Annotated in this window: 21 protein-coding genes and 1 pseudogene; 12 read left to right on the top strand and 10 right to left on the bottom strand. The window is 67.9% G+C overall.

The window, feature by feature from the left end; all coding sequences use genetic code 11:
* Window positions 1-6: 6 nt before the first annotated feature.
* The gene (locus ATL45_RS34155; protein WP_093146855.1) at window positions 7-1,389 is read right to left on the bottom strand and encodes a sugar porter family MFS transporter; all 1,383 of its coding nucleotides are present in this window, start codon (window positions 1,387-1,389) and stop codon (window positions 7-9) included.
* A gap of 277 nt (window positions 1,390-1,666) precedes the next feature.
* On the bottom strand, window positions 1,667-2,449 hold the full coding sequence (locus ATL45_RS34150; RefSeq protein WP_093146854.1) for a DeoR/GlpR family DNA-binding transcription regulator: 783 nt from the start codon (window positions 2,447-2,449) through the stop codon (window positions 1,667-1,669).
* A 193-nt stretch (window positions 2,450-2,642) separates the two neighbouring features.
* Here ATL45_RS34150 and ATL45_RS34145 point away from each other — a divergent pair, with 193 nt between their 5' ends.
* The 3 genes from ATL45_RS34145 to ATL45_RS34140 all read left to right on the top strand — a co-directional run bounded on the left by ATL45_RS34145 (window position 2,643) and on the right by ATL45_RS34140 (window position 5,325).
* Window positions 2,643-4,016, top strand: a complete 1,374-nt coding sequence (locus tag ATL45_RS34145; protein WP_093146853.1) for a Gfo/Idh/MocA family protein — start codon at window positions 2,643-2,645, stop codon at window positions 4,014-4,016.
* A gap of 177 nt (window positions 4,017-4,193) precedes the next feature.
* The gene (locus ATL45_RS38600; protein WP_143121551.1) at window positions 4,194-4,415 is read left to right on the top strand and encodes a hypothetical protein; all 222 of its coding nucleotides are present in this window, start codon (window positions 4,194-4,196) and stop codon (window positions 4,413-4,415) included.
* A 352-nt stretch (window positions 4,416-4,767) separates the two neighbouring features.
* Window positions 4,768-5,325: an NUDIX hydrolase gene (locus ATL45_RS34140; protein ID WP_093146852.1), complete on the top strand. Its 558-nt coding sequence runs from the start codon at window positions 4,768-4,770 to the stop codon at window positions 5,323-5,325.
* Here ATL45_RS34140 and ATL45_RS34135 read toward each other — a convergent pair.
* Window positions 5,297-6,535 carry a helix-turn-helix domain-containing protein gene (locus tag ATL45_RS34135; RefSeq protein ID WP_093146851.1) on the bottom strand — a complete coding sequence of 413 codons (1,239 nt, stop codon included), beginning with the start codon at window positions 6,533-6,535 and terminating at the stop codon, window positions 5,297-5,299. The genes ATL45_RS34140 and ATL45_RS34135 overlap by 29 nt on opposite strands.
* 327 nt (window positions 6,536-6,862) lie before the next feature.
* Between ATL45_RS34135 and ATL45_RS34130 the strand changes: the two genes are divergently transcribed.
* From ATL45_RS34130 to ATL45_RS34105, 7 genes are all read left to right on the top strand, one after another.
* A complete protein-coding gene (locus ATL45_RS34130) occupies window positions 6,863-7,111 on the top strand; it encodes an HC3 family zinc finger protein (RefSeq protein WP_093146850.1) in 249 nt (82 codons plus the stop codon).
* Window positions 7,108-7,335, top strand: a complete 228-nt coding sequence (locus ATL45_RS34125; RefSeq protein ID WP_093146849.1) for a hypothetical protein — start codon at window positions 7,108-7,110, stop codon at window positions 7,333-7,335. The genes ATL45_RS34130 and ATL45_RS34125 overlap by 4 nt, the downstream gene beginning before the upstream one ends.
* Window positions 7,332-7,466 (top strand): hypothetical protein, encoded by a 135-nt coding sequence (locus ATL45_RS40100; RefSeq protein WP_256258256.1) that lies wholly within the window; start codon window positions 7,332-7,334, stop codon window positions 7,464-7,466. The genes ATL45_RS34125 and ATL45_RS40100 overlap by 4 nt, the downstream gene beginning before the upstream one ends.
* A 51-nt stretch (window positions 7,467-7,517) precedes the next feature.
* Window positions 7,518-7,700, top strand: coding sequence for a hypothetical protein (locus ATL45_RS39845; RefSeq protein WP_246025710.1), 183 nt, complete (start codon window positions 7,518-7,520; stop codon window positions 7,698-7,700).
* A 267-nt stretch (window positions 7,701-7,967) separates the two neighbouring features.
* Window positions 7,968-8,855: a radical SAM/SPASM domain-containing protein gene (locus tag ATL45_RS34115; protein ID WP_246025709.1), complete on the top strand. Its 888-nt coding sequence runs from the start codon at window positions 7,968-7,970 to the stop codon at window positions 8,853-8,855.
* 6 nt (window positions 8,856-8,861) lie between these two features.
* On the top strand, window positions 8,862-9,611 hold the full coding sequence (locus ATL45_RS34110; protein ID WP_246025708.1) for an AAA family ATPase: 750 nt from the start codon (window positions 8,862-8,864) through the stop codon (window positions 9,609-9,611).
* A complete protein-coding gene (locus ATL45_RS34105; protein ID WP_211841363.1) occupies window positions 9,611-10,447 on the top strand; it encodes a phosphotransferase family protein in 837 nt (278 codons plus the stop codon). Before ATL45_RS34110 ends, ATL45_RS34105 begins: the two co-directional genes overlap by 1 nt.
* A gap of 62 nt (window positions 10,448-10,509) precedes the next feature.
* Here the strand turns inward: ATL45_RS34105 and ATL45_RS38595 are convergent, their stop codons facing one another.
* Together ATL45_RS38595 and ATL45_RS34100 are read right to left on the bottom strand one after the other, a co-directional pair.
* Window positions 10,510-10,959 carry a pentapeptide repeat-containing protein gene (locus ATL45_RS38595; RefSeq protein WP_143121550.1) on the bottom strand — a complete coding sequence of 150 codons (450 nt, stop codon included), beginning with the start codon at window positions 10,957-10,959 and terminating at the stop codon, window positions 10,510-10,512.
* A gap of 42 nt (window positions 10,960-11,001) precedes the next feature.
* Window positions 11,002-11,322: a pentapeptide repeat-containing protein gene (locus ATL45_RS34100; protein WP_093146847.1), complete on the bottom strand. Its 321-nt coding sequence runs from the start codon at window positions 11,320-11,322 to the stop codon at window positions 11,002-11,004.
* Window positions 11,323-11,689: 367 nt separating this feature from the next.
* On the opposite strand from ATL45_RS34100, the gene ATL45_RS39155 reads away from it, so the two are divergent.
* The gene (locus ATL45_RS39155) at window positions 11,690-12,364 is read left to right on the top strand and encodes a hypothetical protein (protein ID WP_170210422.1); all 675 of its coding nucleotides are present in this window, start codon (window positions 11,690-11,692) and stop codon (window positions 12,362-12,364) included.
* A gap of 244 nt (window positions 12,365-12,608) precedes the next feature.
* Here ATL45_RS39155 and ATL45_RS40310 read toward each other — a convergent pair.
* The 4 genes and pseudogenes from ATL45_RS40310 to ATL45_RS34080 all read right to left on the bottom strand — a co-directional run.
* Window positions 12,609-12,740 (bottom strand): annotated as a pseudogene (locus ATL45_RS40310) (phage tail tube protein); the annotation flags it as partial.
* Between the two features lie 313 nt (window positions 12,741-13,053).
* Window positions 13,054-13,314, bottom strand: coding sequence for a hypothetical protein (locus tag ATL45_RS34090; RefSeq protein ID WP_143121549.1), 261 nt, complete (start codon window positions 13,312-13,314; stop codon window positions 13,054-13,056).
* Between the two features lie 12 nt (window positions 13,315-13,326).
* Window positions 13,327-13,548: a hypothetical protein gene (locus ATL45_RS34085; protein WP_093146845.1), complete on the bottom strand. Its 222-nt coding sequence runs from the start codon at window positions 13,546-13,548 to the stop codon at window positions 13,327-13,329.
* Window positions 13,549-13,776: 228 nt separating this feature from the next.
* Window positions 13,777-14,256, bottom strand: coding sequence for a hypothetical protein (locus ATL45_RS34080; RefSeq protein WP_093146844.1), 480 nt, complete (start codon window positions 14,254-14,256; stop codon window positions 13,777-13,779).
* Between the two features lie 1,172 nt (window positions 14,257-15,428).
* Here ATL45_RS34080 and ATL45_RS39150 point away from each other — a divergent pair.
* Complete coding sequence (locus ATL45_RS39150; protein ID WP_170210421.1) at window positions 15,429-16,283, top strand: pentapeptide repeat-containing protein; 855 nt, start codon at window positions 15,429-15,431, stop codon at window positions 16,281-16,283.
* Between the two features lie 139 nt (window positions 16,284-16,422).
* On the opposite strand, the gene ATL45_RS40305 is transcribed toward ATL45_RS39150, so the two are convergent.
* Complete coding sequence (locus ATL45_RS40305; RefSeq protein WP_211841510.1) at window positions 16,423-16,725, bottom strand: CPCC family cysteine-rich protein; 303 nt, start codon at window positions 16,723-16,725, stop codon at window positions 16,423-16,425.
* Window positions 16,726-16,939 lie beyond the last annotated feature (214 nt).

The raw sequence follows: 16,939 nt of genomic DNA, 5'->3' as shown, positions 1-16,939 counted from the left end.
GCTCGATCAGCTGCCGGAGGGCCAGCGGGCGCCGTTCTCCCAGTAGGTGCGGATGCTCTCCAGCGAGCGGCCCTTGGTCTCCGGGGCGAACCGGAGCACGAACACCCAGGAGATCGCCGCCAGCGCCAAGAAGATGGCGAACGTGGTGGCCCCGCCCAGGCCGTCCATGATCGGCAGGAAGAACTGCGCCACGATCAGGTTCGCCACCAGGTCGGCGGTCAGCATCAGCGAGGCGCCCAGCGCGCGCAGCCGCGCCGGGAAGCTCTCCGAGGCGAACACCCACACCAGCGAGCCGAAGCCGAAGTTGAACCCGGCGGTGAACACCAGGATCGCCGCGAAGCCCCACCACGAGCCGCCGCCGTCCAGCGAGCCGGTGGCGAACACCAGGATCATCGCCAGGCTGGAGACGGCCATCGTGGCGATGCCGCCCAGCAGGATCGGCCTGCGGCCCACCCGGTCCACCACGAACAGCGAGCCGATGGTGGCCAGCAGCGCCGCGCCCTGCACGATCGCGGGCAGCCCGATCACCGTGGCGTTGCCCTGGAAACCCATCTCCTTGAAGATCATCGGGCTGTAGTAGGTGATCGCGTTGATCCCGGTGATCTGCACCAGGAAGCCGAGGACCAGCACGAACGTGGTGGCCGTCGCGTAGGGCTTGCGGAACATCTCGGTCAGCTGCCCGCCGCGCCGGCTCTCGATGTCCGCGCGGATCTCGGCCAGCTCCCGGTCGGTGTCGGCGCCGGGATCGACCAGCTGCAAGGTGCGGCGCGCCTCCTCGTGGCGTCCTTTGAGGACGTACCAGCGCGCGGTGTCGGGGAGTTTCACCAGCAGGAACATCACCAGCACCGACGGCACGGCGGACAGCGCGAGCATCAGCCGCCAGTTCCCGGAATCGGCCAGGCTCCAGTCGACGAGGTAGGCGATGAGGATGCCGGTCACGGTGGCGACCTGGTAGCCGACGACCAGTGCTCCGCGGATCGCCGCCGGTGCCGACTCCGCCAGGAAGATCGGCGTCACGACCAGCGATAACCCGATGCTGATGCCGAGGAAGAACCGCGAGACGTCCAGCCACAGGATGTCGGAGGCCAGCCCGGACCAGACGGCGAACACCGCGTACCCGGCCACCACGAGCAGCATGGTCGCCTTCCGCCCGATGGCGGTGGCCAGCTTGCCCGCGAGCAGCGCGCCGACGATGTTGCCCGCGACCAGCACGGTGGTCACGCTGCCCTGCAGCGCGGGCGAGAGGTCCATCTCCTCGGTGATGAACAGCAGCGCACCGGAGATGTTGCCGATGTCGTAGCCGTAGATCACGCCGATCGTCGCCGCGGCTATGGCGATCCGGCGCGCCATGGGCGAGGTGGCGCCCAGCGCTGGGGAGGCTCCGGACATGACATCCTCCTTGGTGCGGTCTGTGCTGCTCCGCGAGAAGTGGTGCGGGAGAACCGTTTTGGAGGACGCGCGACGGCCCGGCCGCGGTCGTGCGGCCGATCCGGGTCGGTGCCGTGCGACTCGGCGGCCGGGCTGTGCGACCGCGGGATTCGCGATGCGTCAGCGGCGCCGGGCGGGGCGGATGTCATCGCGCGTTCCTCCGAAGGTCATCGGCGGATGAAACAGCGCGAGCTTAAGGTGCTCGAATTTGTCCGAGCAATGCTCCATTCGATCAGAATCAAGCAGTCAGCACGGTCGTGCCCGCGGCCTCGAAGGCTTCGCGCACCTCGGCGTCCACGCCGGTGTTGGTGATCAGCGTGTCGATGGAGTCGGTGGCGCAGATCTGGGCGAACGCCCGGCGGTTCAGCTTGGAGCTGTCGGCGACCACGACCACCCGCGCCGCGCGGGAGGCCATCAACCGGTTGATGCTGGCCTCGCCCTCGTGGTGCGCGTAGGCGCCGTGCTCCGGGTCGATCGCGTCGACGCCGAGGAACAGCAGGTCCAGGCTGATCTCCCGCAGGATGTGCGTGGCCAGCGGGCCGGTGAGCTCGAAGGACTGCTGGCGCGCCACGCCGCCGGTGACCACGATCTTGACGTGCGGGCGCACGACCAGCTCGTTGGCGATGTTGAGCGCGTTGGTGACCACCGTGATGCCCGGGTCCCCGTGCTCGCCGAGGTCCGGTCGGGTGGCCAGGCTGCGCGCGACCTCGGTGGTCGTCGTGCCGCCGTTGAGCCCGATCACCATGCCGGGCTCCACCAGGCGCGAGGCCGCCGCGCTGATCCGCTGCTTCTCCGGTGCGTGCCGGGCGGCTTTGTGCCGCAGCGGCAGGTCGTAGGCGATGCTGGTGGCCACCGCGCCGCCGCGGGTGCGGGCCAGCAGCTGCTGCTCGGCCAGGTGGTCGAGATCGCGGCGGATGGTGGCGGCGGAGACGTCGAGCTCGGCTGCCAGTTCGTCGACGTCGGCGCGTTCGCGCTGTCCGACGATGTCCAGCAGTTTGCTCAGTCGTTCGTGCCGGTTCATTGCCCGTCCCCTCCGCGAAGTCCGCAGGCAACCTACTACGGCGGCGCGCGCGGCCCGCGCAGGCGTCGCGTCGTGGCGGCTGCCGCCGAACGGATCAGCCGCGAAGCCGCCGCGTGCCGGTATCGGGCCGCCGATCGGTGTGCGATTGTGCGTGAATTGACGTGAATACACGCAGTTTCACGCAGGAGGACTGATGGTCGAGCTTCCTCGCAGTGCTCTTTCCCGGCGGTCCCTGCTGCGCACCGGCGCGGCGGCGGGGGCTGGCCTAGGTCTCGCCGGGTTGGCTCCCGGTGCGGCAGCGGCGCAGAACGCGTGGCCCGCGGCCAAGGGCGAAACGATGATGGGCGTGCCGTTCGAAGCGCACGAGACGGTCCGCGTGGGCATCATCGGCGTCGGCAACCGCGGTGCGAGCATGCTGCCGCTGTTCCTGGAACTGGACGGCGTCGCGATCACCGCCGTGTGCGACACCAGCGCTGAAGCGGTCGAGCGCGCGGCACGCGCCGTGGTCGACGAGGGGCGGCCGGAACCGGCCAAGTACAGCGCGGGCGAGCACGACTTCGAAAACCTGCTGGCCAGGGACGACGTGGACGTCGTCTACATCGCCACGCCGTGGGAGTGGCACGCACCGATGGCCGTGGCGGCCATGCGCAACGGCAAGCACGTCGGCGTGGAATGCCCGATGGGCGTCACCGTGGACGAGCTGTGGGAACTCGTCGACGTCTCCGAGCAGACCCGACGCCACTGCGTTCAGCTCGAAAACTGCTGTTACGGCCAGAACGAGTTGCGCGTGCTGCGCATGGCTCACGACGGGATGTTCGGCGACCTGCTCTACGGTGCCGGCGCTTACCTGCACGACCTGCGCGAGCTGCTGTTCTCCAAGACCTACTACGCGGGGCAGTGGCGTCGAGCCTGGCACACCAAGCTCGACGGAGATCTGTACCCGACCCACGGCCTCGGTCCGGTCGCCGCCTACCTGGACGTCAACCGCGGTGACCGGCTGGTGCGGATCACCTCGATGAGCACGCCGGCGCTCGGCTTGGCGGCCTACCGCCAGGAGCACCTGCCGCCGGAGGACCCGGCCTGGCAGGAGAAATACGTCAAGGGCGACGCGACGATGAGCCTGATCCAGACCGAGCAGGGCCGCGTCATCCACCTCGTGCACGACGTCTCCAACGGACGCCCGTACAGCAGGCTGAACCAGCTGCAGGGCACCAAAGGCGTGTTCGAGGACTACCCGCCGCGCATCTACCTGGAGCCGACCGGCACCCCGCACGAGTGGGGCAACTGGGACGACTACGCCGAGCACGACCACTGGCTGTGGAAGGACGTCGGCCCCGGACCGGGCGGTCACGGCGGAATGGATTACCTGATGCTCTACCGCCTCGCGCAGACCATGCGCCTGGGCCTGTCCCCGGACATCGACGTCTACGACTCGGCCACCTGGAGCGCCCCGTTCGCGCTCAGCGCCCAGTCCATCAAGGACGGCAGCGCACCGGTCGACTTCCCGGACTTCACCCGAGGCCGCTGGAAAACGCCGCACCCGGGCATCGACTCCCCGAAGCCCTGACCACCCGACTTGGCGGCCCGATCTCGCTGGATGCTGTTGCGGCACAGTAGGTTCCGGGCGAAGTGGCATCCGCATGAGGTGAATTCGCGTGACGCACAACGGTGGGAGCCGGGAGGCGACGCGGAGGAGGAGCGGCAAAGGTGATCACGCAGAAGAACACCGGTGTAGGAGGATCCAATGCGCCCAACCATCGCCCGGTCCGCGGCAGCCGTCGGGTTCGCGGCCCTGGCACTCGCAGGCATTCACGGCATCGCCAACGCTGAGGGCGGCACCAGTCAGGACGGCAGCGCTCAGAGCGGCAGCACTGCAGAACCCTCAGCCGGCCCTTGTGTACTCACGATCCCGGTCGAAAAGCTCACCGGAGGGGGCCAGGACATCGGCATCTGCGCGGCACCTTGACGGCAGGAGCGCGACGGGGTTCCCCTAATGCCGGGTGCAACCCCGACGCTCCACCCGGCTGAATACCTCCGCGGAGCGATTCGCGGTCATCGGGCGGGGGTGACCAGAAAACGATGAATTGAGCCTGCGCGTGCACGGTGATCTGCACTGGGCGCACCTGCTGCAACTCGAACTCGCCAGCCCGCTTCACCGCCTGGTCGACGAACTCTCCCAGCAATGACGGACGCGCCCCACGACGAACCCGATCCCGAACGCACGCAGTCGGACGAGTGCAGATGCCCGGCCCGGTGAACCCGGCCGGGCATCTGCCGTTGTGGAAGGCGTCCGCGGCGTTCCGGTAGCGTCTCGCACCGTGGCGAATGAGACGGACGCGCCTGAGCTGGCGACTTGGACCATCCACGGCGAACGACTGATCGACGACACCCGACGGCTCAAGCTGAGCATCGCGTCCGTCGAACTGCCGGACGGAGTCACGTTCGAGCAGTACGTGCTGCGCATGCCCAAGGCCGCCATGACCGTGGTCATCGACTCCGATCACGTGCTGATGATCTGGCGTCACCGATTCATCCTCGACCGGTGGGTGTGGGAGCTCCCCGGCGGCTATGTCGACCCGAACGAGGATCCCGCGCTCACGGCAGCCCGCGAGGTCGAAGAAGAGACCGGCTGGAGGCCGCTGGTCGTGCGGCCGTTCGGCACGTTCCAACCCCTCACCGGTACCGCCGACTTCGAGAACCTGCTGTTCCTGGCCGAGGGCGCAGAGGACACCGGCAAGCCTGCCGACATCAACGAGACCGCCCGCGTCGAGTGGGTGCCGCTCGCGGAGATCCCAGAACGCATCGAGCAGGGGCAGATCCCGGGCGCGGCGGCGCAGGTCGCCTTGTTCAAGCTGTTGGCGCAGCGTCGAAGCTGACGCCCATCGCCGCCAGCTCTTCACCCAGCTCGGCCACGACCGGCACGGCTCGATACCGGCGAAGCCGCTCAGCGAAGTCCTGCAAGTAGATCTGGGTGCGCGCGGACTGCAACTTGCGGCCGAGGTGCAAGGCGTCGCGGCCGACGGCGCAGGCCTCTTCGAGCTCACGCAGGTCAGCGAGGATGGAGGCGAGGAGCGCGGTGTTGAACAGCTTTCCGCGGTCGTATCCGGCGCTCATTTCGAGTGATCGGCGGGCGAAGCGCTCGGCGGTGCGGAGGTCGCCGAGTTCGCGCAGGCAGTGGGCCATCTTGGCGGCGAGGTATGCGGCGTCGTAGTAGGCGAGCCACGCGGGGTGTTCGAGTTGGTCGGCCCGGCTGAAGGCTTCCTCGGCGTCCTGGAGCGCCGCGATGCTTCCGCGCTTGTCGCGGACCAGCGCCAGGCCGTGAGCCTCCATGACCGCGGCCTCGGACTCGAGCGCGGCGACGCCGGTGCCGGCCGCGGTGTCGCGGGCTGCTCGTGCCAGCCCTACCGAGACGGATCCGTTGCGGGCGTGCGCGGCCTGATGGCTCATGCCCGCGAGCATTTCAGCGGACAGCGCTCGGTCACCGACCCGTTGGCACAGCTGCAAGGCCTGCTGCAGGTGGCGTCGGCCCGAGAGCGTATCGCCGACGTCATAAGCCATCCACCCGGCGAGCTGGTTGAGCTCGGCGACGGCAGAGACGAATTCCATCTGGAGTCGGCCGGGCCGATGTTCGTGCATGGCGGGGGCAACCTCATCGGCCAGGTAGCTGCCGACCATGCCCCGGGCGTGCCCTCCACCGAACCGGTTGTCGAGGCTGCGGAACGTGGATGTGGTCTCCCTGATCGAGGAGACGCTGAGCGGCTCGCGCCTTTCGGTGCTCTCGCCAGGTGACCGCCTGGGGCCGCCGAACCAGCCGAAGTCGATGCGCGACGTTCTCGTCGGCTTCGATGCTTCCTGTGCTGGGAGCCTGAACCACAGTGCCGCTTCGGGGATGTCGAGAATCAACGCCCACGCGGCGAGTTTGTCGAGGTCGCTCGGGCCTTTCGTGCCGCGTTCGAGCCTGCTCACCTGGGCCTGTGCCAGGTCGAGCCAGCGGCCCAGCTCGGCTTGGGTGATCACTGGCCGGTGTTCGTAGCGGTAGGCGTACAGGACCAGGCCGAAGTGGCGAGTGTCGAGCGCTTCGGCCAAAGCGGGACGCCGCCAGAACTCCGCAGCCTTCTTCTCAGGACTCGTCCCGCTTGCTACGACACGCCGTTGGCATGGACGGCAGTGCGTTTCGCGGTTATCCCCGCTGAGATGAGCACTGCACTGGCGGCATGCACGTTTTCCCCTGGTGGCGCCCATTGTCACCCCATCAGTCCAATCTCACGATCAGTATATGGGCGGAAACTGCCTGTCACGTGCGGATATGCGCCGAATGCATATCGCACACCGTCTCGTCGTTTCCACGCTCACGGCAGAGCGTGAAAGTTGCCTCGTCAGCGAGAGATCTCTTGGCCCTGGAGGACACGAGTCATGGCGAGTTCCGTGTTCCAGCCGCACCCGTTCCACTGGGTGCCGGCTGATGGTCAGCGGCACGCGAGCGCTGATCCGCACCCGCCGGGCGCGTCGATCTACCCGGACGGCACCGAGGTCACGACGCTGTGCGGGCAGGAGCTCGCCGCCGAGGCCAGCGACACGGCGTGGCTGTGGGGAACCTGCCCGGTGTGCGATGTGGCGGCGCGGCGGCGTGCGGGGATGCCGCCGATGGCAGGTGCGCGATGACCCCGCCACAGGACCGGCGGAAGTTCGCGGAGCTCGGGGCGACGATCCCCGGGGCGATCCTGGCGCTCGGGTACTCGGTCCGGGACATCGAGGCGGGCCGCTGGACGCCCCCGGAGCTGGAGAACTTGGCCAGGTCGATGGACAAGCTCGCGGAGCAGCTGCGTGTGAGCGCAGCGGTCGAGACTGACGAGGTGGTCATCGAGTCGGCGAGGACGGACCGTTGATCGCCGCGCTGAACGCCTCCGGGCTGCTCGCCGCTGGCGGGTTGGCGTTGTGGGCGACGTTCTACTTCGCCCCGGCCTGCCACGCCGGGGGTGGCGAGGGCGCGTTGACGGTCGCCTACCTGGCGGCGTGACTGGATGCGGAATCCCGCGGCGGTGGTCGGCACCGGTTACGCGAGCCGGTCGTGCTGCGCGGCGACCTGGCCGGCGCGCTCGCCGAGGCGCGAGCCGCCGAAGTCGCCGCGGAGGCGACCCGGCAGCTTCCTGTGATCGAGTCCGGGTTACCGGTCAACGACCCTGACGCGATGCAGAAGCACCCGGGCATGTTGCGCCGCCTGCTGGCCGCACTGGGTGGGCTCGCGAGTTGATCCCGGTGGGGATGCCGCCTGTCCTTCCCCCGACCGGCGTTCCCACCGACACCACGTGCGCGAGCGCACCGACCTCCAGCGGGAGCCGGGCACATGGGTCGGGCTACGCAAGCCCCCCGACACGGCCCGACTCCATCCTCTCCAGGCCCCCAACCGCCGTGTGGCGGGTGGGCTTCAGCAGGTTCCCCCTGTGCCGGACCCCTGGACGGCACCGGGGCGCGGGGAGCAACCGAGTTGGACAGGCAAGAGCGAGTTCGGAGGTTCACTGTGGACAACGGAATATCCTTCGTGTGGCTGGAAATCACGGGTAAATGTCAGCTGGAATGCACTCACTGCTACGCCGAGTCCGGGCCATCCGGCGACCACGGCGTGATGCAGGTGCACGACTGGCAGCGGGCCATCGACCAGTCCGCCGCGCTCGGCGTCAGGATGGTGCAGTTCATCGGTGGCGAGCCGACCCGGCACCCGGCGTTACCGGTGCTGATCAACCACGCGCTCGGCCGGGGCGTCGAGGTCGAGGTGTTCACCAACATGGTCAGCATCCACCCGGTGCTGTGGGACGTGCTCGCCCAGCCCGGCGTGCGGCTGGCGACGTCGTACTACTCCACCGACCCCGGCGAGCACGCCGCGATCACCCGCCGGCGGACCTACGAGCGAACCAAGGCCAACATCGTCGAGGCGCTGCGCCGCTCGATCCCGCTACGGGCCGGGGTGGTGAACCTGTGGGAGGGGCAGCGCAGCGGCCAGGCGGTGGCCGAGCTGCGCGAGCTCGGGGTGACCGAGATCGGCAACGACCGGCTGAGGCAGGTCGGCCGCGGAGTGCGCACCGGCGCGGCCGGGCTGGATCAGCTGTGCGGGCACTGCGGCGATGGCAAGATCGCGATCTCCCCGACCGGGCAGGTGTGGCCGTGCGTGTTCTCCCGGTGGATGCCGGTGGGCAACGTGCGCGACCAGGCGCTCGCCGACATCCTCGCCGGGCCACGAGCGGGCGAGGTCGGTGAGAAACTGCGCACGGCCTTCGCCGCCCGTCCGTGGTCGGCGTGCGACCCTCAGTGCGGGCCGAACTGCGGACCGGCCTGCAACCCGTCGTGCTGGCCACAAGGCACCGGGCCATGCGGCCCCAACGGCGGGTGCATGCCGAACTACGACGCCTAGGGAGCCGTGTTGTTCGTCCGACGCGCCTACGTCAGGGAGGCGAACCGGCCCGGCCGCGCCGAGCGTGGCCGGTGGCCGTTCACCGTGCCGTGCGTGGCCGAGCTCGTCGACGAGGGGCTGCGGTTCGAGGCTCCGGTGACGTTCTTCGTCGGCGACAACGGCTCGGGCAAGTCCACGCTGGTCGAGGCGATCGCCGAGGGGTTCAAGCTCGATTCCTACGGAGGTCGCCTCGCCGCGTTGCGGGGCCGCCCGAACCCGACCAAGACCCCGCTCGGTGAGGTGCTGACGCTGGAGACCACCGCGGCCGGGGCCCGGATGCTCGGCGGCCCCCGCACCCGCAAGCAGGGGTTCTTCCTGCGGGCCGAGACGGCGTTTCAGATGACCGAGAACCTCGGCGGGGTGCCGGGCTACTGGGACGAGAACACCGCGGAGATGTCGCACGGCGAGGGGTTCCTGGCGGTGTTCCGGTCGATGTTCGCCAAGCCCGGTTTCTACGTGATGGACGAGCCCGAGGCGGCGCTGTCGTTCACCTCGTGCCTGCGGCTGGTCGGGCTGATGCACGAGCTGGGCAAGACCGGGGCGCAGGTGGTGTGCGCGACGCACTCGCCGATCCTGGCCGCCACACCCGGTGCGGACATCATCGAGGTGGGCGAGCACGGGTTTCGGCGGATCAAGTGGGACGAACTCGAACTCGTCGACCACTGGCGCCGCTACCTGGCCAACCCGGACAGCTACCTGCGGCACATCATCGACTGATGGAACCCACCGCTGCTGAGGTCGCCGAGGCCGACCGCCAGTTCGCCGAATGGATGCGCAGCAACCTGGCGCGCGCCGCCGAGCACTTCGGGGTGCAGGTCGACGGTGAGCCGGTGTTTGGGTGGCGGCTGCGGTCGATCAGCGCCCCGGTCACCAGCCCGGAGGGGCACCGGTGGCTGCGGGTGGTCTCCGAGCAAGTCCAGTGGGCCGAGGGCGATTGGTGGACGGGCAACGCCGACGCGAACGCGATCACGGGGATCCGCAAACCCCGCGTGCTCAACGTCGTGGAGTGGGAGATCCCCGGGGTGCGGCGGCAGCGCGCCGAGCTCATGACCTACGTGCCCGGTCGCCGCTGCTCGGACACCGACGCGCTGCGGGCCGAGGTCGACCTGCCCGCGCAGTGGTGGGGCGAGCTGCGGCGCAGCCTCGACGTGCTCCGGGCGACCCCGACGACGCGGATCCGCAAGGACGAACCCGCGATCCGCAAGGCCGTCCGCGACGCGCTCGGGCTGTCGATCGAGGTGCCCGAGTGGGAAACCGTGCACGGTGATCTGCACTGGGCGAACCTGCTACAACCCGAACTCGGCATGCTCGACTGGGAGCTGTGGGGCCGCGGCCCGGCCGGGTCTGATGCGGCGTCGCTGTACTGCTACAGCCTGCTTGCACCCCGCACCGCCACGACGGTGTGGGGCGCCTTCGCCAACGTGCTCGACACCCCGGCCGGCACCACCGCCCTGCTCTACGTCGCCGCCCGCCTGCTGCGCCGCACCAGCATGGGCGACCACCCCGAGCTCGCCACACCGCTCCACCGCCTGGTCAACAAGCTCGCCACCTAGGTGTGGGATCTGTTGTGGCGTCCGCAGTGGCCCGGAATAGTATGTAGGCGCTCGTAACCTGCTCATCTCAGCTGAGGGGGCGACTCCTCCGCCGCGTCTGCGTCGGGAGCGGGACAGCCGGTGCTGCTTACTGGCTCGCTCTCAACCAGTACAGCCCACCCATAGAAACGAGAGGTGGGCGATATATTCGGGAAGCTGAGACGCCAACCATCAGGGGGGACACACTTATCAGGGTGGCGAATCTCCACATTCCCGAAAGCGGCAATATCCTGGAATGATACGTTGTGGAATTTGGCTCTTGCATGGAACTCCGCTCCATTAAACAAAGCCACGCTCTGAAATTCCGCCCCGTCGAACCAGGATTCGCCCTGAAACTCTACCCCAATGAACACGGCTTCGCCCTGAAACTCCGCCTCGCGGAACAAAGACTTGCTCTGGAATCCCGACCCGCTGAACAAGGATTTGCTCTGGAACTCCACCGCGACGAACAAAGTGTCGCCCTGGAACTCCACCTCGCCGAAGGAGGCCTCGCCCCGGAACTTCGACCCACCGAACTAGGTTCTCTCGTGGAATTTCGCCCCACCGAAAGTGGCTCTGTGCTGGAACTTCGTATCGTCGAACCAGGCGCTGCCTTGGAACTCCGCTCCCCCGAAAGAAACTTGGCGCTGGAACTCCGCTCGATCGAAGAAAGCTTCGCACTGGAACTCCGCCCCGTCGAACCAGGATTCGTCCTGAAACTTCGCCCCGACGAACTTGACGCCCTCGAACTTTGTCCCCTCCAGCGTGACTATACTCTCGAACTCCGCCTCGCTGAACCAGGCATTGTCCTGAAACTTCGCCCTGTCGAACGCGACTACCTTCTCGAACTTCGCCATGGAACTTCGTCCCGATGAACCCGGCTTCGCCCTGAAACGACGCCCCACTGAAGCGGCACATTCGGGTGTGGCAGTCCTCCATGTTCCAGTTGACGAGGGTGGCGCCGGTCAGATCGAGGTCGATGTTCTCCCAGTATTTGGAGCTGGTGGGGTTTCCTTCTTCGTCGTGATCGAGGCGTAGGTGATCAGTGATCAAGCGTTGCGCGGTGAGGCGGACTTTGAGTTCCTGCCGGGCGGTTTCAACCTCGTCGGCTGAGGAACCTGTGCCAAGGGCGACCCGAAGCTCATTGACCACCGACCGCGGTGCCCCGGACCGGCGGGCTGGCGGGCGCAGTCCGACTCGCCGTGGCCTGGACGGTGCGGGGCGGTGTTGTGCGGCGTCGACCGGCGGGGTGAACGGCATGCACAGGTAGGAGCAGAAGACGTCGATGACCGTTTGGCGATGGCTGGGGTAAGTTTGGCCGAGCCGGTCCAGTGCGTGCAGGCCTGCGAGACGGACTGGAGCTTTGTCCGAGCCGAGTTGTCCGGCAGCAGCCGTGTAGAGATCGGTGATCCTGCGCTCAGTGGCGTCGTGTTCGCTGATGGCCGCAGCGTGGGCCCGGTGGGCGAAGTCGAGTTCGGTGGTGCGCTGACGACGTGCAGCCAGCAGGAGAGCCACCGCTCCGCCGGTGCCGATGACGATGCTCCCGGCGAGCTTGACCACCTCCAACCGGATCTTGTCCTGCGCCGTTCCTCCACCGAACAAGCTGAACAGGACGAACACCGAGACCGACGCGATGATCAGGAGGGTCCCGGCGCCGGCCCAAATGACCCAGCCCGGCATCACTGGTATCCGCTCGGGACGCTGTTGAACCGTGCTCGACTCACGACTGCTCATGACCTACAGGGTGCCGAAAAGGGCTCGGTGCTTGTTCCGTTTCAGCTAACGGAACAAGCACGACGAATGAGCCCCGCACCCGATGAACGGGTGCGGGGCGCGTTGGTTCAGGCGGCGCGGTGCCGTCCATCCGGTTCATCGGGCGTCGAGCTTGGCGGGGTGTAGGTCGGCGGCCTGGTCGAGCCGAGCAGTACCCGCGCGATCGGTGCGGGCAGCCGCGGCTCGGCCCAGCGCAGCAACGCGTAAACCGCGCCCAACACGATCGGGACGACGAGCGTGGGCCCGGCGTCGCCGAGCGCGTCGACCAGCCAGGCGGGGGCGCCGGCAGTGAGGAGTGCAGCGATCGGTGCGCGGCCTTGCGGATCAACTCCTGACCTGGGTCCGGGGTGTTGGTGGTAGCGGTGTCCTCGCGCTTGCCTTCGGCCTCGATCGACCACGTGCGCTGGGTGACGACCGACGGGCCCCAGCCGTCCGAGTCGAAATCGCCGTCGTCCTCGGTGTTGTCGTCGCTGGACTCGTCGAACTTCGTGAGCCCCTTCACCGGAACCCACGTCGTCGGGGGTCGTCGGGCTCTGGACTTCGAGCGTCCAGTCCTTCGCGAGCATGCTGCGCAGTGCCATCAGGTATTGCCTCCTGCCTACTGGCGGGCGAGCACGAACCGCGGAATCCCCGACACAGCGCACCTCCAAGTCGGTCACCAGGGGTAGAACGGGATCGGCCAGTACGGGCGGTGCACCAGCGACCCCGGCAACAGCCCGGCCAGACGCAGCGGCCTGATCACGGTCTCGGGGTGCGCATCTGCTCGGGGCTGTCGGCGACATCCTTCGCACGGCCCAGGTTGATCGAGCCAATCGTCACGGTCGACCACTGGCCGGCGCGGTCTCGTCGCCGGTGTCGAGCCAGTGCACGGCCTGCGCGCACGTCGCGGCGCGGAAGGCGTCGGCGTGCTCGACCTCGGTGGGCATCCCGTCGGCGTTGACCGGGTAGACCGCGGTCATGGTCAGCACCTCGACCGCTTCGGAGGCACGCGCCAGCAGCCGTGAGGCTTCCGGCTCGGCCGGAACCTCGACGCCAGGTGGCGCGTGGGCGAGCAGGTCGGAGCGGGTGGCGTACACGCGCGGCACTGGTCAGCCCTCGTTGTCCTGGTCGTGCTTGGCGGTCTTGGCCGAGGGCTTGCGCGTGCTCGTTCTCTTGGGCGGGGTGATCCGTTCGAACTCGCCGAGGTTGGCGAACACGTGGGTGTGGTCGGGCGCGCCGACGTTGGCCGCCCACTCGATGCCGGTGCGGGCGTTGCGGAAGTGCTCGGTTGGCGCAGTGTCGTCTGACGCCCATCGCCGCCAGCTCTTCACCCAGCTCAGCCACTACCGGCACGGCTTTATACCGACGAGGCCGCGCGGCGAAGTCCTGCAGGTAGAGCTGGGTGCACGCGGACTGAACAGCAGTGGCTACCTCTCCATCTCCGCGGCTCGGATCGCGGACACCTGGCGGCGGCGATCAGAAACGACGAATGCGCCCCGCGCCCGGTGAAAGGTGCAGGGCGCATTCGCTCAGGCGGGGCGGGGCGCCAGATCTGGTGGCTAGAGCTGGTCGCCGGGGCTGAGAAGGCGCGGCGGATTGTAGCCGTCGTGGTCTTTGGGATCGCCTGCGTGCAGTCCCGGGTCCATCTGGTCGGGCAGCAGCAGGACATCGGCGGTGCGCGACAGGCCGGGGTAAGGGCCGATCCAGTGCTCGTTGGTCTGGTTGCTGAGGATTTGGTCGCAGAGGATCACGACCCGGTGTTCGTCGACGGCGCAGACTTGCAGATAGACGACGGTTTCCGGTGCGTCGCCGGTGAACTGGAAGGTGAAGAAGGCCGCTGGGCCTTGGTCGGGGACCTGTGGGTGCGGCTTGATCTGCCAGCCGGTGATCTCGGCTGTCATGGGATAGGTCTGGTCGCCCCGGACGACGGTGACCTTTCGCGCTGCTGGCCCCGGATCGGGACTTTCATCGCTGCCGCAACCGGTGGCGGTAGCGATGACGGCGATGATGGCGGCGGTCAGCCGCACCCGCGGAATCATGAAGCGCTCCCTTCCTCTCCGGTACCCGTTGCGACCTTAGTCAGCTCGTCCCCGGCGACGGTGCTGATTCGTGCCACTCGTGTTCGTTCTTCGCCGGTTCCCGCAGGGCTCAGGTCGGCGGCCGGGTCGAGCCGAGCAACACCCGCGCGATCGAAGCGGGCAGGTACGGCTCAGCCCAGCGCAGCAGCGCGTAGGGCGCTGACCCAGGACCAGGTCACGGGCTTCGCCCTCGACGCCGGCTTCCAGGACGCGAAGTGGCACGCACCAGAAGACACCGGCTTCTTCCAACCCGGCCTGACCGCACGAGCGCCCGGCGACTGCCCTCCAACCAGATCTACCGAACCATCAGTGCCCGAGAGCTCCTGAGTGCTCGCCAGTTGCACCACCAGGCCCCAAAATCTCTCATGTGACTGAGGCCCCGACCGACCTCCGGATAAAGAAGGCGATCGCTCCCATCGAGACCGCAACCATGACCCACCTGCAGGCGTCTCCGGCGTTATTTGGTGGGTTTCCGGGGCGGGTCAGCGTCGATGGAAGTGGGCGAGGTCCTCATCGACCGGGACGCCGTCATCTCTGGTTCAGCAGCTCAAGGGAAGCCTTTAGTCAGCTCGTCCTCGGTGAGGGTGCTGATTCGCGCTCCTCGTGTCCGTTCTTCGCCGTTCCAGCGGGATGTTGTAGGTCGGCAGCCGGATCGAGCCGAGCAGCACCCGTGCGATCGGGACGGGCAACCGCCACCCGCACCGCGGCGACCGTGTGGGGCGCTCCTTCGCCGACGTGCTCGACACCCCGACCGGCTCGCACTGCGATACGTCGCCGTCCGCCTGCTGGGCCGGACCAGGACAGGCGGCCACCCCGAACTTGCCGACCCGCTCCGGAGCGTGGCCAATGAGCTCGAACCGCGGGCCACAATAGTGGAATCATCGCGAAACGTCCTCACCGGCGGACGTGGTGCTGGCACCGTGGTCACCATGATCGATCGCCCTCGTCCCCGTGGTGCGTCGCGTCGGCGTGTGGTCAGGTCGGCGCGCCCAGTCAGGTTGGGATTACGCCATCCTGCGGGCATCAGGTCCCGCCGTAGGTCACGATCGTCCTCGCCTGGTCGAGCCCGGCCACGCCGCCGTCTCGACCTGACTCAGATCCTGACGCTGGGGGCAGTACTGGCCACGCTGGCGTTGGCTGTTCCGCAGTACGTTGCTTCCCAGACCACGCTGGAATCGACCCGCAGCCAAAGCCTCAACACCCAGGAACAGCAGATCACCGAGCGGTTCGGCAGAGCCGTCGAACAGCTGGGCACTCGCGACAACCTCGAAGTCCGCATCGGCGGCATCTACGCCCTGGAACGCATCGCCCGCGATTCACCTCCCGACCACCCCGCCGTGGTCAACCTGCTGACCACGTTCGTGCACGAAAGAACGAAAGTGCTCCGTGATGCGCAACGCCACTGCCCTGATCAACCACTGTCCGCGGATGTGCAGGCAGCACTCAGTGTCCTGGCGCGCCGCAACGCCGCCAGAGATGACCCAGCAAGCCATCTCAACCTCGCCAATGCTTGCCTGTGGCAGCCTGAACTCAAAGGTCTAGCGGCACCCTTTGCCATCTTCACCGCCGCCGACCTCACCGGCGCCTTCCTCGACAACGCCGATCTTCGCCTCGCCTACCTCGTCGACGCTGACCTCGATCACGCCAGCCTCACCGGCGCCGACCTCCGGGGCGCCGACCTCAGCGGCGTGGACTTTCTCAACGCCGACCTCAGCGGTGCCGACCTCCGCGGTGCTGATCTCACCAACACGCGTCTCGACAACGCCAAGCTCACCAACGCCAACCTCGATGGCACCAAGCTCAACGGTGCCGATCTCAGCGGTGCCGACCTCGTCAACGCGAGTCTCCGCTCCTCCGACCTCACCGATGCCTACCTCAGCGGCGCCAACCTCACTGACGTGAAAGGGCTTACGCGCGAGCAGACGGCCGCAATCGCCCCCGGAGGTACCGCGGTCCAAGGGGTTCCTCTGGAGTGGTTGCCACGGTGAAGCGCCGGTGCCGCGATATTCAGACAAGGCGCAAACGGTCGGCACAACGCTGCCTGAGCCAACGCGCCCCGCACACTTCACAGGGTTTTGGGGCGTAGTGGTGATTGACGTGGATTTGGTCTTACTCGACGTTCGGCGGTCAGGCACGATGGTCCACACCCCGGTGGCGTCGGATGTTGGCTGTCATGCGCGGGGGTGCTCGTTCGGGAGCGGAGCTCGTGAACTGGGTGCAGCGTTCATCGCAGGCGCCCATCGTTCGGAAGTTGTGCCGGGCCTCGGTGAGGCTCAGGGAGCCGTTCGGGCCTCCGCGTACTTCGTCCGCGTCGTGGTCGTCGTCCTCCCAGAAGCACAACGAGCAGAGTTCGTAGCCGCCGCGTTCGGGGAGTGTCACGAATCCGCAGCAGGGGCAGGGATACGGACCGTTCTCCGGCTTCCCGCACACGATCACGAAGGGCTCCGTCGGTGCTTTCGGATCTGAGTCCGTTTTGCCCGGAAGCTGAAGCTCGGCATGATCAGTTGCTCGGGGCTAGTCGGTTTTCCGGCTTCGCCCGGGGCTCGCGGCGAGAATGACGCCGCACTGCTCGGGGGTCTTGCGGTGGTTGACGCGTCGTCCGGTTCTGAGCATTCGTTTTCCGGAGGGTGGGCGGCCCCGACCG

The organism is Saccharopolyspora antimicrobica (assembly GCF_003635025.1).
Classification (GTDB): Bacteria; Actinomycetota; Actinomycetes; order Mycobacteriales; family Pseudonocardiaceae; genus Saccharopolyspora; species Saccharopolyspora antimicrobica.
Note: the sequence above shows the minus strand (reverse complement) of the source record. Positions and strands in the feature narration are given on the sequence as shown.